Raw genomic sequence first — 15523 nt, forward strand, 5'->3', positions numbered from 1 at the left:
GGCACGTTCGGCCATCCCTGGGAGCAGACGCTGTGCGTTTTCGGCGCGCGGCTGATGCCCGTCCTGGTGCCGATGCTGACCGGTTGGCTGCCGGTCAGACGGGTGAATGACCATCCGGCGGCAGGCTGACGAATTCGGTGGCGAGCAGGTCCATCAGCAGGCCGTCGTGCCAGGTGCCGTCGGCGGACCGTTCGTACTGGCGCATGATGCCGACCGGCCGGAAGCCGACCTTGGTGTAACACCGGATCGCGGCAGCGTTGTCCGCCGCCGGGTCGATCACCAGACGATGAAAACCTTCAACCTCTGTCAGGTACGCCGTGAGCGCCCGCACCGCATCCGTGCCGACCCCACGACCGTGCACACCGGGGTCCACAAAGATGTCGATGCTCGCGTGCCGGTATTCCGGATCCTCCTCGGCGGACCACTGGATCGCGCCGACCACCCGCTCGCCGAGCAGGATGGTCAGGAGCTGCAGCCCGGCGTCCCCGATCGCGGCGTGGATCTCCGGCGCGGTGTCATCGTCGCCACGCCACCGGGCGCGGACCTCGGGGGTAGCGCGGATGGCGGCGAGAGCCGGGACGTCGCTCTGCGTAGCGGGACGCAGCATTACCTGGGCTCCGCGCAGCAGCCCGGTCGGTGAGATTTCCGGCATGTCGCTCCATCGTGGTCGCGCCCCGGCGAGGTCGATCCGGGCGCCGAGGGGCAGCGCCGCCGTACCCGTACCCTACTCATCGGGGAGTGGTAGTTTCGCCCGCGAAACGGTTCGGTGTCTTGATTGCGAGGGTGCGGTGACGGGCTGGCACGCGACGCCCGGGCCCCACGCCCGCAACCGGCCGGACCATCCCCAACTCTCGAGCCCGGGCACCCCGGCCCGCGGCCTCGGGCGCGCCTCGAACGTGATCGTGGAGTACGCACCGTGACAACCGACCGGACCACCCCCGCCCGGCCCGACGTCTGGTTCCAACCAGAAGCCCAGCCCGACCCCACCTTCCAGCTCCTCTCCCCACCTCCCCGCCCGAAAGCCGATACCGCGCCACCCCGGACCGATATCGCCCCGCCCAGGACCGGCACCGCCCTGCCCAGGACCGGCACCGCCCTGCCCAGGACCGGCACCGCACCGCTTCGGGCCGGAACCGCGCGGGCCAGGGCCGAAGCCGCCTGGTCCCGAGCTGACACCGACTGGCCGCGACCGGAACCCCGCCCGCACTCCCACGCACAGACCCCGGCGTGGTCGCTGGGCGAACCGGAGCCAGACCCGGTGGAAGAACCCACACCCTCCGGCCCGGGCGGCCCCATCCCGGTCTCCCCCTCGCCGGACGAACCTTGGCCGGCCAACCCCAACCCGACGCCGAGCGAACCTTGGCGGACCGACCCCAACCCGACGCCGAACGAACCAGACCCTGCACCCAGCGAGCCCGGCTCCATGCCCGACAAGCCCGGCTCCACACCGGCCGAGATGCCCGGCAAGCCCGGCGCAACACCGGGCGAGACGCCCGACAGGCCCGGCGCAACACCGGCCGAGATGCCCGACAGGCCCGGCTCCACAGCGGCTGAGACGACTGGCAAGCCCGCGTCGGCGGCAGAAGCTGGAGCCACCCCGGCGGCGCGTCCGACGGCCCGGCCCGCGGAAGCCGGGGAGTGGCGCGGGATCGTGCTGATCACCGGGACCGATGTCGAGGTCGGCAAGTCGGTGGTGACGTCGGCCATCGTGGTGGCGGCGCAGGCGGCCGGGCTGCGGGTGGCGGTGGTCAAGCCGGGTCAGACGGGTACGGCTCAGGGCGGCCTCACCGATACCGAGCTGATCACCCGGCTGGCGGCTCCGCACACCTGCCGGACGATGGCGTCCTATCCGGAGTCGCTGGCGCCGTTGACCGCGGCGCGGATCGCCGGGGTGGAGCCGTTGGAGCTCTACGAGGTGGTTGACGCCGTCCGGGCCGAGGCGGAGAAGCACGACCTGGTGCTGGTCGAGGGGGCCGGCGGGTTGCTGGTGCCGATGGGCGTACGGCCGTCGGGTGATGCCTGGACGATGGCGGATCTCGCGACGAGCCTGGGGGCGCCGACGATCGTGGTGACCCACGCCGGGCAGGGGACGTTGAATCACACCGCGCTGACCCTGGAGGCGCTGGCCCGCCGGGGTGTCGCGACGAAGGTGGTGCTCGGGGCGTGGCCGGCCGAGCCGCAGCTCGTGCACTGGGCGAACCTGACCGAGCTGGTGCCGAATCTGATCGGGGCGCTGCCCGCTGATGCCGGCCGGATGGATCCGGGGGTATTTCACCGGTCGGCGCCGGGGTGGCTCACGCCCGCGCTCTACGGCGTACTGGATGATTGGCGGGTCTGGGCCGAAGAGGCCGGCTGACATCACGGAGCGAGGCTGGGCGTGGATGGCATAGGCGGGCAAATTGTGCTCGTGCTGGTCCTGGTGCTGGTGAACGCGGCCTTTTCCGGCAGTGAGATGGCGCTGGTCTCGTTGCGGGACAGCCAGGTGCACAAGCTGGAGCGCAGCACGAGGGCGGGTCCGGTGCTGGGCCGGCTGACGAGGGACCCGAACAGGTTTCTCGCCACGATCCAGATCGGCATCACGCTGGCCGGGTTCCTGGCTTCCGCCGCGGCCGCCGTGTCGTTGTCGAAGCCGCTGGTCGAGCCGCTCGGGTTTCTGGGGGCAGCCGCGGAGCCGGTCTCGATCGTGCTGGTGACGATCGCGCTGACGTTCATCACGCTGGTGATCGGTGAGCTGGCGCCGAAACGGATCGCCATGCAGCGTACGGAGGGATGGGCCCTGCTCGTGGCCCGCCCGCTGGACCTGCTCTCGACTATCTCGCGCCCGGCGATCTGGCTGTTGAGCAAGTCCACCGACATGGTGGTGCGGCTCGCCGGGGTGGATCCGAAAGCACAGCGTGAGGAGGTCTCCACCGAGGAGATCCGCGACATGGTCGCCGCGCAGCAGGACTTCTCGGCGGAGCAGCGCACCATCATCTCCGGGGCATTCGAGATCGCCGACCGGATCCTGCGGGAGATCCTGGTGCCGCGCCGGGACGTGTTGACGCTGGCGACGGGGTTGCCGGCGAGCGAGGCACTGACCCAGCTGATCGCGGGCGGCCACTCACGGGCGCCGGTTGTCGGGCCGGCCGGGCTGGACGACGTGGTCGGCGTGGTCCATCTGCGGGAGCTGGTCAACGCGCAGGGACCGGTGGACGGGTTCGCCCGGCCGGGGTTGTTCCTGCCCGAGACGCTGCGGGTCTCCGACGCGATGCGCCAGCTGCGGCTGGAACGCGCGCAGCTGGCCCTGGTCGTGGATGAGCGCGGCGCGATCGACGGCATCGTCACGATGGAGGATCTGGTCGAGGAGATCGTCGGGGAGATCTACGACGAGACCGACCGGGACGTGCAGTCCGTGGTGCACGAGCCGGACGGCGCGCTGCTGATGCCGGGTTCGTTCCCGATCCATGACCTGCCGGACATCGGGTTCGACGGCAACGGGCACGACGACGGCGACTACACCACGATCGCCGGGAAGGTGCTGGCGTCGCTGGGGCACATCCCGACGGCTCCGGGTGAGGTGGTGACGCTGCCGGAGTTCACCGCGGAGGTGGTCGAGGTGACCGGCCGGGCGATCACACGGGTACGGCTACGGGCGCTGGCCGGCGAGCGGGAACCCTCGGAATGAGCACAGCTTGTGCGACATTCCCGCGCCGGGACACCCCCGGAGCGAGATTGGCGCGTCGCACCATTGCGGAGACCCCCGGAAGTTTCACTAGGGTCTAAATATGACCAACAGCAACCCGGTGTCCGGCGGGGCCTACGAGTACCTCGACAACGTCAGCCCCGAGGAGCGGCGGCGCCTGGACGCCGTGCGGCGCTACCGGCTGGTGGACCAGCCCGGCGAGGACGCGTACGACCGGATCGCCTTCGTCGCCGGCGCCATCTTCGACACTCCCATCTCCACCGTGTCGCTGGTCGAACAGGACCGGGTCTGGCTGGCCGCGTGTCAGGGGCTCGACGGCATCCGCCAGGTCGGCAAGGAGCCCGGGTTGTGCGCGTCGGTGATCGCCCAGGACGACGTCTACGTGATCAACAACGCGGCGGTGGACCCGCGCACGCTGGAGCATCCCCTGGTCCGCGGCGAGCTGGGCCTGCGCTTCTACGCCGCCGCCCCGATCCGCACGCACGACGGCTATCGGCTCGGCACGGTCAACGTGATCGACAACAAGCCCCGCGAGGCGACGAAGCGCCAGCTCACCGCCCTGGAGCATCTCGCATCGATGGTCTCCGACGAGCTGGAGCTGCGGCTGATGGTCATTCGCAGCGCCGCCGCCGAGCAGCGCATGCGTGAGAGCGTCAACTAACGGGTAAGTCGGCGTCCCATGCGGACCCCCCGGAAAGTGGCTGTGATCGCCCATCAGCGCAAGACCCTCGGCGGCGGCCTCGACGAGCTGCGCCGGCTCATCACTGACCAGGGCGTCGAGGACCTGTTCTGGTACGAGGTGCCGAAGAGCAAGTACGCCCCGAAGCAGGTGCGCAAGGCGATCAAGAAGGAGCCCGACCTGCTGATCGTGTGGGGCGGGGACGGGATGGTCCAGCGCAGCCTCGACGCGATCGCGGGCGCCAAGGCGAAGATCCCGGTCGGCATCATCCCCGCCGGCACCGCGAATTTGCTCGCCACCAACCTGCACGTGCCGGCGGATCTGCCGGGTGCGGTCGACAACGCGTTCCACGGCGAGCGGCACAAGCTCGACCTGGGTGTTCTCAACGGCGAGCACTTCGCGGTGATGGCGGGCATCGGCTTCGACGGGGCCATGATCCACGACGCGGACGGGAAGCTGAAGGACCGGATGGGCAAGCTGGCGTACGTCTGGACCGGCCTGCGCAACGTCAACGGCGAGTCCCCGCGGGCGAAGATCAAGGTGGACGGCACCGCCTGGTTCGACGAGGAGGCCAGCTGCGTGCTGGTCGGCAACGTGGGCACGGTGACCGGCGGCATCCACGCTTTCGACGACGCTAAGCCGGACGACGGCTGGCTGGACGTCGGGGTGGCGACCGCGCGGGGTGCCGCTCAGTGGGCGCGCACGATGGGGCAGATGGCGGTCGGGCGCTCGGACGAGTCGCCGTTCGTGCACATGACGCGGGCCCGGAGGATCGACGTCAAACTGCGGGAGCCGCTGACGTACGAGCTGGACGGCGGCGCCCGTGACGCGGTGAAGAAAATCCGGGTCTCCGTGGCTCCCGGGGCGGTAAAAGTTTGTGTGCCCCGCCAGCGTACGGGCGATAAGTCCTCTTAAATGCACTTAAATCACCTGGTCAGCTGGCGTACCGGGCCTCCACACTGAGAGCGTCCGGCACACCGCTCCGCATCTCCAGGGGGTTCGCAATGCCGTACCACCAGAATGCCGCAGTGAGCGCCACGGTTCTGACCGCGGCCGCAGTGATCGTGATCGGCTATCGGGTGAGTCGCACCCACGCAGGCGCAACGAGGCGCAGCGTGCACGCGAAGCACAAGATCTACCTGGGCCACGTCCGGCCGATGCTGCTCGGCGGGCTCTTCTTCCTCGCCATCTTCGTAGTGGCCGCCCTGGACGCCGCGAGCTAGGGCCGGTCAGACACAGGCCCGAGCTTCAAGGCCGCCACACCACCGCTTCAACTGCACCTCGCCGTTCGGCAAAGAGGCCGGACGGCGAGGCCTGCCGCAGGATGCCACGCAGCTCGGCCTCGAAGTCGCCGAGCCGCTCGGCGAACAGATGCGGCGCCGACGAGGACAGCGAGAAGACCGACGAGACGATGTCGTCAGCGGTCCGGTTGAACACGTCGCCACCGGTGATCGGCAACCGCGCGGGCCCCCGGTAACCAGCAGCCCGCATGATCTCTTCCTCGCCGCCCGGGGTTCCGTCCGGCAGCAGACCCCGCCCGGCCCGGCGCACCGGCCCGAGATACGCCGCGACCAGCGCGTCCATCCGGTCCCAGGGCACTGCGGAGCCCGGCAGCCCGCGATGGGTGGCGGCGGAGACGTGCACCCAGGCGCCGCCCGGCTCGATCATCGGGCGGACCCGCCTGGCCACCAGCTCGCGGTCCATCCAATGGAACGACTGGGCGAAGGTGACCACCCGGAACGTTCCCAGATCGGCCGGCAACTCCTCCGCGTGCAGGCGACGCCAGGAGATTGCGGGCGCCGCGGCACGAGCCACCCCGATCATGTCGGCGTCGGCGTCGATTCCTGTCGCCTCCGCGAACAGCGGCGCCAGCAGGGTGGTCAGGGGCCCGGGGCCGCAGCCGACGTCGAGCAGCCGGCCGCTCCCGTCCAGCCCCAGCTCGCCCCGGAGGGCGTCGGCCAGGGCGGACGGGTACGGCATGCGGCCGCTCGGGTAGTGCACCGCGCTTCCGGCGTAGAGCAGTTCATCGAAAGGCGGCATACCGCTAAACCTAGAGCTGCTGCCACCAGCCGTCGACCGCTGGCGGGTTGTCGACGTCGACGCGTTCCCCCGGGCGCGGGATCGCGAGGTTGACGCCGCGCGCCTTCGCCTCGGCCCAGGCGCGGTCGGCCGGCTCGGGCCAGTCGTGCAGGGCGAGGTTGAAGGTCGCCCAGTGCACCGGGATCATCAGGCCACCCTGGACGTCGACGTGGGTCGCGACGCCGTCCTCGGGCTGCATGTGGATGTCGGGCCACGCGTCGCCGTACGCCCCGACCTGCACCAGGGTCACGTCGAACGGGCCGTGCTGCTCGCCGATCTCGGCGAAGCCCGGGAAGTAGCCGGTGTCACCGGAGTAGAAGGCGCTGCGGTTCGGGCCCTTGATCACCCAGGACGCCCACAGCGTCTCGTCGCGGGTGAAGCCGCGGCCGGAGAAGTGCCGGGCTGCCGTTGCGATGAACTCGATGCCGGCGACGGTGGCGCGCTCGTCCCAGTCCAGCTCGATGATCCGGGTGGCGGGCACGCCCCAGCGCTCCAGGTGCGCACCGATGCCCAGCGGCACCAGGAACGGCGCGGCCTGCAGGTCGACCAGGTTGCGGATGCTCTCCATGTCGAGGTGGTCGTAGTGGTCGTGGGAGATCACCACGGCGTCGATCGGGGGCAGCTCCCGCAGCGCGACCGGCGGCTCGTGCAGGCGCTTGGGGCCCTGCAGGCGCGACGGCGAGCAGCGCTCACTCCACACCGGGTCGATCAGGACGCGGCGACCCTCGATCTCGATCAGTGCGGACGAGTGGCCGTACCAGGTGACGTAGAGGCCGTCGCCACCTGTCTCCGGGGTGATCACCGGGATCGGGGAGCCGGGGTGGCGCCGGTCGCGGTTCGTCAGGGTCGCGGCGAGCACCCGCGACATCGATGCCGGCGCCATCTCGGTCGCGGGCAGCGTGTTGCGGAACTTGCCCTCGGAGAACTGCGGGGAGCTGCGGTAACGCTCGCCACGCTGTCCGTCGGCACGCTTGCCGATCTTGCGGGAGCCCATCTGGAGCGGGATGTCGTGGGCGGCCCACACCGCCGCGGCGCCCAGCGCGAGGGCGACCCATCCACCTGCCCGCCGCCGACGGCCGTTTGCCTCTTTCGTCATGCGCGGTTCCTCCGTGTCAATTCTGTCCCGGGTTTCAAGTCTGTCCGCCCCGGCGGCACTGCGCCACCGCGCTGCTGTGGGACATCTCAGCAACGGGAGGTATGTCACACTGCGCCCCGTGACTGTCGACACCCTTCAGACCCAGCAGCAACTCATCGTGCGCCAGCGTGTGCGCCTGATGGTCAACCAATATGAGGTCCACGCCGTCGCTCCGGACGGTTCGGAGGCCGGCATCCTGGCCTTCGCCCAGCAGAAGCGGATGGCCTTCAAGGAGCAGGTCACCCTCTACACCGACGACAAGAAGACCACTCCCGTCCTGGGCTTCAAGGCACGCCAGGTCATGGATCTGGGTGCGACCTACGACGTCACCGACGCCGCGGGGACACCTATCGGTCTGTTCCGCAAGAACTTCAAGGAATCGCTGCTGCGCTCCACGTGGCACCTGGAGCAGCCCGGGCATGGCGAGATGGTCGGCCGGGAGACGAACCTCACGGTCGCGATCCTGCGCCGTTTTGTCGACTCGCTGTCGTGGCTGCCGTACCACTTCGACTTCCTGCTGGGTGACCGCCCGGCGTTCAGCGTGGTCAAGAAGTGGGGCCTGCGCGACCGTTACGTCGTGACCATCCACGACCCCGCGCTGGACCGCCGGCTGGTCGCCGCGATGGCCGTCGCCCTGGACGCTCTCCAGTCTCGATGACCTCCCGCTGAGTTCATGTAATAGCGTCGGGCGCATGGATGATCCGCGCGCCCGGCGCCTCTTCGGTGATGGTCTCGTCGCCCCCGGCGACCTCGCCACCAGCCCGTTCCGCGTCGACCGGGACCGGATCGTGAGCTCGCCGTTCTTCGCCCGGCTCGGCGGGGTCACCCAGGTGATCAGCCCCGGCGGCGCCGGACTGCTGGTGCACAACCGCCTCACCCACAGTCTCAAGGTCGCGTCGGTCGCGCGGGCGATCGCGGAAAACCTGCTGCGCCGGTACGCCGACGAGCTCGAAAAGCTCGGCGGCTGCGACCCGGACGTCGTGGAGGCCGCCGCGCTCGCGCACGACCTGGGCCACCCGCCGTTCGGCCATCTCGGCGAGCGGGTGCTGGACAACCTGGCCCGCCAGCGGCTGCGGCTGCGCGACGGGTTCGAGGGCAACGCCCAGTCGTATCGCATCGTGACCAGCACGGAGATCCGCGGCCAGGCCACCATCGGGCTCAATCTCACTGCCGCCACCCGCGCCGCGATCCTCAAATACCCCTGGACCAGGCGTACGCACCCCGCGCCGCACCCGCGCCTCATGGACCCGCCGCCGCGGGGAGCCGCCGCGCCGGCCGACGATCCGGACGGCGGTTCGCTGAAGTTCGGCGCGTACACGACCGAGGTCGGCGACATGGTCGAGGCCCGGCTCCCGTTCGGCGGCAGGGTCGCGGACTGGCAGCAGACCCCCGAGGCCTCGGTGATGGACACGGCCGACGACATCGCGTACGCGATCCACGACCTCGAGGACGTGCACCGGGTCGGCGTCCTGCAGCAGGGCGCGGTCGCCGCCGAGCTGATGGCCTGGCAGCGCACCTCCTACTCGGGCCTCGCCGACGAGGACCTCGACCAGCGCCGCTCCGGCACGGCGATCGAGATGCTCCGCCGCCAGCTGCACCGCAAGGACGGGTGGGTGGCCGATGACGATGCCTTCGCGGCGGCAATCGAGCAGGTACGAGCTGAGCTCGTCGACGGTCTCCTCAGCGCACCCTTCGACGGCTCGTTCGAGGCGGAATCCCAGGTCGCGGCGTTCTCGGCGACGTGGACGAAGCGGCTGGTCGACTCGATCGAGGTGACCGGGACGCCGGCGGTGCGCTCGGGTCACGTGCTGCTCGCCCCGGCGCAGTGGCACGAGGTGCAGGTGCTCAAGTTCGTGCAGAACCGCTTCGTGCTGGCCCGCCCCGACCTGGCGCTGCACCAGCGTGGTCAGGCGCGGCTGCTCGCGTCGCTGGTTGAGGCGTTGCTGGCGTGGCTCGCCGACCCTGACGAGGTCGAGCGGCTCCCACGGCGCATCCGGGACCTCGTGGAGCTGGCCGAGGACGAGCTGCCCGAGGGGACACCGGACCGGATCTCGCGGGCTCGCGGGCGAGCGGTGATCGATTACGTGGCAGCGCTGACGGACAGCCAGGCGGTGGCGTTGATGGAGGCGCTCTCCGGGCGTACCCGTCAGCTCTGGACCGATGCTTTTGTGCTCTGAGCGGATGTGGTGGTGCAACGCCTGCAACGGTGTAAGCATGTAATCAGCTACAGCACCGGGAGGTACAACCATGCGTTTCCGCCCACCGTCCGGAACCCGGACCGAACCGCCACCCGCCGATGACGCCGCCGCCTGGATCACCGGCGCCGCCCCCGACGGGTGGTTCACCGAGCCCGCCGAGGTCATCGTCGACCGCGACGAGATCCTGATCTGGGGCCGCGTGCCCACCCCCGAGCTCGGCGCCGACGCCACCGACGCCGACAAGGCGGCCGCCCAGGCCGGCCGGATCCACCAGTTCCGCGAGGACACCCGCGAGGACCGGATCAAGGTCGCGCTCCAGGTCGAGCACCGCTACCAGCGCAAGGTGAGCTGGGGTGTGCGCTGCGGCGACAGCCAGGAGCTCTTCACGCACCTGTCGGCGCCGGTGATGACCCGCCTGCGCCAGCCGGAGCGGCAGGTGCTCGACACGCTGGTCGACGCCGGGGTGGCCCGCAGCCGCTCCGAGGCCCTGGCCTGGTGTGTCCGCCTCGTCGGCGAGCACACCGACGAGTGGCTCACGGAGCTGCGGGACGCCATGACCAAGGTCGAGGATCTGCGCCGAAAGGGTCCTCAGTAGGGTTGTCCCCGTGCTACCCGATGTCGTTGCCACCCGCTATGTCACGCCCCTGCGCGAGGGCGGGTCGCTGCCCGGCATCGTCGAAGCGGAGAACCTCGGCACCTACGTCGTGAAGTTCCGCGGCGCGGGCCAGGGCCCCAAAGCCCTGGTCGCCGAGGTCATCTCCGGGGAGCTGGCCCGCCGTCTCGGCCTGCCCGTCCCCGAGCTCGTCGTCGTCGAGCTCGACCCGGTCGTCGCCCGGGCCGAGCCCGACGAGGAGGTCCAGGAGCTGATCAAGGCCAGCGCCGGCGCCAACCTCGGCATGGACTACCTGCCGGGCTCCCTCGGGTACGACCCGGTCGCGCACCCGGTCGACGCCGAGCTGGCCTCCCGGGTGCTGGTCTTCGACGCCTTCGTCGAGAACGTCGACCGTAGCTGGCGAAACCCTAACCTGCTCATCTGGCACGGCGACCTCTGGCTCATCGACCACGGCGCCACGCTGTACTTCCACCACAACTGGCCCCGCGCCGCGGCTGTCGTCCACCGGCCCTACAAGTGGGACGACCATGTGCTCAAGCCGTACGCGACGGCCCTGCCCTCAGCTCGTGATTTTGTCGTCCCGCAGCTGACCGGGGAAGTGCTCGACGACGTGCTCGCCCTGGTGCCTGACGAGTGGCTGGCCGAGTTCGACTTCGACTCCCCGTCCGCGGCCCGTTCGGCCTACCGGGAACACCTTCTCGCCCGCGCCGCCGCCCCCGACGCCTGGGTGCCCGCGTGAAGGCCCCCTACGAGTACGCGATCATCCGCGCCGTCCCCCGCGTCGAGCGCGGCGAACTGATCAACGTCGGCGTCGTCCTCTACAGCCACCGCCTCGACTTCCTCGCCGCCCGCACCCACCTGCACGAGCCCCGCCTGCTCGCCCTCGACCCCAACGCCGACCTGGACAGCATCCGGGCAGCGCTCAACTCCTGGGAGATCACCTGCGCGGGCGGCACCGACAGCGGCGCAGCCCGCCAGATGAAACAGGGCGAACGCTTCCGCTGGATGGTCGCCCCCCGCAGCACCATCCTGCAGGCCGGCCCGGTCCACATGGGCCTCGCCGAAAACCCCGCCGCGGAGCTCGACCGCCTGGTCGAGCTCCTCGTCCGCTAACCGCGCCTCCCCCGCGAGCGCGCCTCCCCCACGAGCGCGCCTCCCCCACGAGCGCGCCTCCCCCACGAGCGCGCCTCCAGCGGGTGCGGCTCTCCGCAGGCGCCTCCCGCAATCGCGCTTCCACTGGCGCGCCTCCCGCGAGTGGGGTCCTCCGCAAGGCGCGCTTGCGCGACCGCAGCAACTCACTTTGGGCAGCCGCGTAGCGACGCGGTGTGAGGCCAGAAAGCCTTATATGTCTTGGGCGGAGACGTAAAAATGCGCGTTTGACAGGAGTCACCGCACAAAGCTGCGCGGCGCTGGCGGGCAGCGCAATATTCAATACCGCGCGGGGAGGCCACTCGTGGCAGCCTCACCCTGCGCCTCGTCCGCGATCACGCCCCGCTGTGGAACGCGCCCTCAGTACAGCTCTTTCAACATCCCGTTCTCGTACGCCTTGATCTCGTCGAAGCGGCCGTCGCGCACCTTGTTGGACCACTCGGGGTCGGCGATCAGTGAACGCCCGATGGCGACCAGGTCGAACTCGTCGCGCTCGAGCCGCTCCAGCAGCGGCTGGATCTCGGTGCGGGAGGGCTGGCCATGGCCGGCGAGCGAGTCGGTGAAAACGACGTCGAGGCCGACCGAGCCGACCGTGATCACGGGGTGGCCGGTGAGCTTCTTGATCCAGCCGGCGAGGTTGAGCTCCGAGCCCTCGAACTCGGGCTGCCAGAACCGGCGCTGCGAGGCGTGGAACGCGTCAGCGCCCGCCTCGATCAACGGGGTGAGCACCCGCTCGAGCGTCTCCGGGTCCTCGGCGAGCTGGGCGTCGTAGGCCCCGCTCTTCCACTGCGACATCCGGAAGACGATCGGGAAGTCCGGCCCGACGGCTGCCCGCACGGCGGCGGTCACCTCGGCCGCGAACTTGGCCCGCGAGACGGGGTCGCCGCCGTACTCGTCCGTGCGGCGGTTGGTGCGCTCCCACAGGAACTGGTCGATCAGGTAGCCGTGCGCGCCGTGCAGCTCGACGCCGTCGAAGCCGGCCGCCCGTGCAGCCTTGGCCGCGCCGGCGAAGGCGCCGATGATGTCGTCGACGTCGGAGAGGCTGAGCACGGCATCGGGCCCGGGCAGCTCGGCGCCGTCCAGGTCGAGCCCCGACGGACCGGTCACCGGCGCCTCCGGGACGGGCCCGCGACCCGCCTTGCGCGTGGCGCCGACGTGCCAGAGCTGCGGCATGATGCGACCACCCGCGGCGTGCACCCCGTCGACCACCCGCTTCCACCCGGCCAGTGCGTCCTCGCCGTAGAAACGCGGCACTCTCGTGCTGGTGCCGGCCGACGGGTGCTCGACGTAGGTGCCCTCGGTGACGATCAGCCCGACCCCACCCGCGGCCCGCCGGGTGTAGTAGTCGACGACGTCCTGACCGGGCACCCCGCCCGGCGAGAACTGCCGCGTCATCGGAGCCATGACGATCCGGTTGGCGAGGGCCAGGCCGGCCAGGTCATACGGGCGGAAGAGCGGGTTCACGGGCGATCCCTTTCACGGCATAACGGAAGCGGAGCACGTGCTCCGAAAAAACGTAGCACGCACCCGGCCCGCCGGATATGTGGCGATAGACTCGCCCCCATGACCGCCCAGGCCGACGCACCCACCTCGGCCTCACCGCGGCCCGCCGATGCCCCTGCCGAGGTCTCGACGCGACCCGCCGATGCCCCTGCCGAGGTCTCGACGCGACCCGCCGGCGCCCCGGCCGAGGTCTCGACGCGACCTGCCGATGCCCCGGGGGGAGGCCTCGATGCGGCCCGTCGATGCCCCGAGCGGGGTTTCGCCGCGAGGTGAGGTGCGGCCGTTGCGGCGGGATGCGGTTCGCAACCGGGCGGCGATCGTCGAGGCGGCCCGGGGTGCGCTCGACGAGCACGGGGGCACGGTCGACGTCCGCGAGATCGCCCGCCGGGCCGGAGTGGGCATGGGCACGCTCTACCGCCACTTCCCGGCGAAGGAAGACCTGATCGCCGAGGTGCTGCACGAGCAGTTCACCATCTGGTCAGCCACGATCCGCACCGCCGCGGCCACCGCCGACCCGTGGACAGCGCTCACCGACTTCTTCGACCAGGCCCTCCGTGGCTGCGCGAAACAGCACGCCATCATGGATTCCGTCGCCGCCGGCTGGTCGCGCCCATCGGCCGAGGCGGTGGTGCTCGGCGAAATCATCGACGAACTCCTCGCCCGCGCCGCCGGCCTGCTGCGCCCCGGCGTCACCCGCGACGACCTGCTCCTGATGCTCCAATCCCTCAGCTGCGCCGTCCGCGTCACCCAGCAGAGCGGCCGCCCCCGCGATCGCACCGCCTGGAACCGCCTGGTCCGCATCTCCCTGGACGGCCTCCGCGCCACCCACTCCGACCCCCTGCCGCAGTAGCACAGGAATCCGGCCGGCGTTGTCCCGAACCCTGCCTGAGCTGGGAAATCAGCGTTGGCGGGCAGCGGGAATAGTCGGCCAGGGCCAATCGGTAAGGTTTGTTCACTGTAACGATTGCCATGCGCCCGGTGACTGTTGATCATCAACAGCGATCACGGGGCTTTCCTGCCTCTCATGACAGGACTGGAGCACTACACATGCAGCTCAACCACCGCCGCAGCGCCTTCGGGCTCGCGGCCGTCTTCCTCTCGGTTGCCGGCAGCGCCATCGCGGCCGCTCCCGCCCAGGCTTCCGACCTCTCCCCGCAGGCTGTTGTCATCTGCGAGCCGAACACCACGGACCTCAAAATCACGAGCAAGTCGTCGACCCGGACGATCACGCACGCCCAGTACTTCTCGATTCCCGCCGGCGGTTCCGGCTCGCAGACCAAGTCCGTCAGCAAGGTGGCCACCATCAAGGCGTCGGTCAGCTACAGCTCGACCACGACGGTCAGCGCGAACGCCGTGATGGGTGAGTTCAGCGAGGCGGTCGGCGTCGAGCTGGCCCTCTCCGGTGAGGCCACCAAGAGCAGCACCGAGTCGGTCACGGTGACCGTCAGTGCCGGCAAGTACGCGTTCTTCCACGGCGAGAAGAAGTTCAACGGCGGCTGGACCGGCAACAAGTGCAACAGCAACGGCACGGTCATCACGCCCGTCAAGGGAACCGCGATCTCGTTCGCCGTCCCCGCCGAGGGCGCTGCCTCCTGCTCGACGACCTACGCTTCGAGCACGTTCGAGTACAAGGCAAAGGCCATCGCTTGTTAAAGGACACTCTCGCCCGCGGGCTGCTGGTCGCCGGGCTGCTGACAGGTTTGACGGCCTGCACCAGCGACTCGGATCCGATCGCGGACAAGCCGACGGCGGCATCGTCAGCTTCGACGGGAGGATCGGCGGCCGGCGGCAAGGCCACCTGCCGCACTGATCTCGACGAGCCGAAAACGGGGCTGTTGACGGTCGAGCAGATCTGGCCGACCACCACCAGCATCGTCAACGGCTACGCCGCCGCGTCCTACGACGCCGCCGCCTGCGCGGCGCTGGGCCCGCCGCTGACCACCCCGCAGCCGGTCGACTGCACCGGCTCGTTCCCCTGGATCTCCGCCAAACCGGAGCAGTCCGACGCCATCTTCGGTACGACGGGCGTCGAGCGCTCCTACACGGCCACGGTCCGCGGTTCGGACGCCAAACCGGCCGGCCAGGTCGTCACCCCCCTGGAGGTCCGCGAACTCGCGCTGACCCTCGAGGGCAACAACCAGGCGGCCAAGCACCCGGTCGTCCAGGCCGCCGCCCAATGCGCCAAGCCGGTGCGGGGCCTTCCGTTCACGGCCTACCGCACCGAGATCGACAGCCAGGACATCAACACCCCCATCACGGCATTCCTGGCCGTCACGAGCGACAAGCTCATCTGGCTGGAATTCGACGAGCAGGGCTGGACGGAATCCGCCTACACGCGGGTCCTCGAACTGGCCGTCGCCGACGCCGCCAAACTGTAGAAAGGCGCCGCCCGTCACCGCACGCAGGTGGCGGGCGGCCCGCCGGCCCACCCTGCCGGCGAAAGACGCCGGCGGTCGAGGAAGGCCAGGCCAGCAAAGCCGGGCGA

General features: G+C 70.3%; 17 protein-coding genes and 1 pseudogene. 14 read left to right on the forward strand and 4 right to left on the reverse strand.

Going from position 1 to position 15523, the window contains the following annotated elements:
* Positions 1–129, forward strand: a pseudogene (locus Aco04nite_RS50095) (DUF2716 domain-containing protein); the annotation flags it as partial.
* Here the strand turns inward: Aco04nite_RS50095 and Aco04nite_RS35705 are convergent.
* Positions 95–652 carry a GNAT family N-acetyltransferase gene (locus Aco04nite_RS35705; protein ID WP_244876530.1) on the reverse strand — a complete coding sequence of 186 codons (558 nt, stop codon included), beginning with the start codon at positions 650–652 and terminating at the stop codon, positions 95–97. The pseudogene Aco04nite_RS50095 and the gene Aco04nite_RS35705 overlap by 35 nt on opposite strands.
* Positions 653–1522: 870 nt before the next feature.
* Here Aco04nite_RS35705 and bioD point away from each other — a divergent pair.
* The 5 genes from bioD to Aco04nite_RS35730 all read left to right on the forward strand — a co-directional run bounded on the left by bioD (position 1523) and on the right by Aco04nite_RS35730 (position 5584).
* Positions 1523–2356 carry a dethiobiotin synthase gene (gene bioD / locus Aco04nite_RS35710; protein WP_438874973.1) on the forward strand — a complete coding sequence of 278 codons (834 nt, stop codon included), beginning with the start codon at positions 1523–1525 and terminating at the stop codon, positions 2354–2356.
* A 21-nt stretch (positions 2357–2377) separates the two neighbouring features.
* Positions 2378–3664, forward strand: coding sequence for a hemolysin family protein (locus Aco04nite_RS35715; protein WP_213001641.1), 1287 nt, complete (start codon positions 2378–2380; stop codon positions 3662–3664).
* 100 nt (positions 3665–3764) lie between these two features.
* Positions 3765–4343, forward strand: coding sequence for a GAF domain-containing protein (locus tag Aco04nite_RS35720; RefSeq protein WP_213001642.1), 579 nt, complete (start codon positions 3765–3767; stop codon positions 4341–4343).
* A gap of 36 nt (positions 4344–4379) precedes the next feature.
* Positions 4380–5276: a diacylglycerol/lipid kinase family protein gene (locus tag Aco04nite_RS35725; protein ID WP_244876531.1), complete on the forward strand. Its 897-nt coding sequence runs from the start codon at positions 4380–4382 to the stop codon at positions 5274–5276.
* A 113-nt stretch (positions 5277–5389) separates the two neighbouring features.
* Complete coding sequence (locus Aco04nite_RS35730) at positions 5390–5584, forward strand: hypothetical protein (RefSeq protein ID WP_213001644.1); 195 nt, start codon at positions 5390–5392, stop codon at positions 5582–5584.
* Positions 5585–5609: 25 nt separating this feature from the next.
* Here Aco04nite_RS35730 and Aco04nite_RS35735 read toward each other — a convergent pair whose 3' ends face one another.
* Complete coding sequence (locus Aco04nite_RS35735) at positions 5610–6401, reverse strand: class I SAM-dependent methyltransferase (protein WP_213001645.1); 792 nt, start codon at positions 6399–6401, stop codon at positions 5610–5612.
* Positions 6402–6411: 10 nt separating this feature from the next.
* On the reverse strand, positions 6412–7536 hold the full coding sequence (locus Aco04nite_RS35740; protein ID WP_213001646.1) for an MBL fold metallo-hydrolase: 1125 nt from the start codon (positions 7534–7536) through the stop codon (positions 6412–6414).
* Positions 7537–7654: 118 nt separating this feature from the next.
* Here Aco04nite_RS35740 and Aco04nite_RS35745 point away from each other — a divergent pair, with 118 nt between their 5' ends.
* The 5 genes from Aco04nite_RS35745 to Aco04nite_RS35765 all read left to right on the forward strand — a co-directional run bounded on the left by Aco04nite_RS35745 (position 7655) and on the right by Aco04nite_RS35765 (position 11499).
* A complete protein-coding gene (locus Aco04nite_RS35745) occupies positions 7655–8233 on the forward strand; it encodes an LURP-one-related family protein (protein ID WP_213001647.1) in 579 nt (192 codons plus the stop codon).
* Positions 8234–8267: 34 nt separating this feature from the next.
* Entirely contained in the window at positions 8268–9752 is a 1485-nt protein-coding gene (locus Aco04nite_RS35750) for a deoxyguanosinetriphosphate triphosphohydrolase family protein (protein ID WP_213001648.1), read from the forward strand.
* A gap of 70 nt (positions 9753–9822) precedes the next feature.
* Positions 9823–10368: an ATP-binding transcription factor AbmR gene (gene abmR, locus Aco04nite_RS35755; protein ID WP_213001649.1), complete on the forward strand. Its 546-nt coding sequence runs from the start codon at positions 9823–9825 to the stop codon at positions 10366–10368.
* Positions 10369–10378: 10 nt separating this feature from the next.
* Positions 10379–11125, forward strand: a complete 747-nt coding sequence (locus Aco04nite_RS35760) for a HipA family kinase (RefSeq protein ID WP_213001650.1) — start codon at positions 10379–10381, stop codon at positions 11123–11125.
* Positions 11122–11499, forward strand: a complete 378-nt coding sequence (locus tag Aco04nite_RS35765) for a DUF3037 domain-containing protein (RefSeq protein ID WP_213001651.1) — start codon at positions 11122–11124, stop codon at positions 11497–11499. The genes Aco04nite_RS35760 and Aco04nite_RS35765 overlap by 4 nt, the downstream gene beginning before the upstream one ends.
* 396 nt (positions 11500–11895) lie before the next feature.
* Here Aco04nite_RS35765 and Aco04nite_RS35770 read toward each other — a convergent pair whose 3' ends face one another.
* Entirely contained in the window at positions 11896–12999 is a 1104-nt protein-coding gene (locus Aco04nite_RS35770) for an NADH:flavin oxidoreductase (protein ID WP_213001652.1), read from the reverse strand.
* A gap of 268 nt (positions 13000–13267) precedes the next feature.
* Between Aco04nite_RS35770 and Aco04nite_RS35775 the strand changes: the two genes are divergently transcribed.
* The 3 genes from Aco04nite_RS35775 (at position 13268) to Aco04nite_RS35785 (ending at position 15416) form a co-directional block, all read left to right on the forward strand.
* Positions 13268–13888 carry a TetR/AcrR family transcriptional regulator gene (locus tag Aco04nite_RS35775; RefSeq protein WP_244876532.1) on the forward strand — a complete coding sequence of 207 codons (621 nt, stop codon included), beginning with the start codon at positions 13268–13270 and terminating at the stop codon, positions 13886–13888.
* 197 nt (positions 13889–14085) lie between these two features.
* Entirely contained in the window at positions 14086–14691 is a 606-nt protein-coding gene (locus tag Aco04nite_RS35780) for a hypothetical protein (RefSeq protein ID WP_213001654.1), read from the forward strand.
* Complete coding sequence (locus tag Aco04nite_RS35785; RefSeq protein WP_213001655.1) at positions 14685–15416, forward strand: hypothetical protein; 732 nt, start codon at positions 14685–14687, stop codon at positions 15414–15416. Before Aco04nite_RS35780 ends, Aco04nite_RS35785 begins: the two co-directional genes overlap by 7 nt.
* Positions 15417–15523 lie beyond the last annotated feature (107 nt).

Origin of the sequence: Winogradskya consettensis (assembly GCF_018332715.1) — a bacterium.
GTDB classification, from domain to species: domain Bacteria; phylum Actinomycetota; class Actinomycetes; order Mycobacteriales; family Micromonosporaceae; genus Actinoplanes; species Actinoplanes consettensis.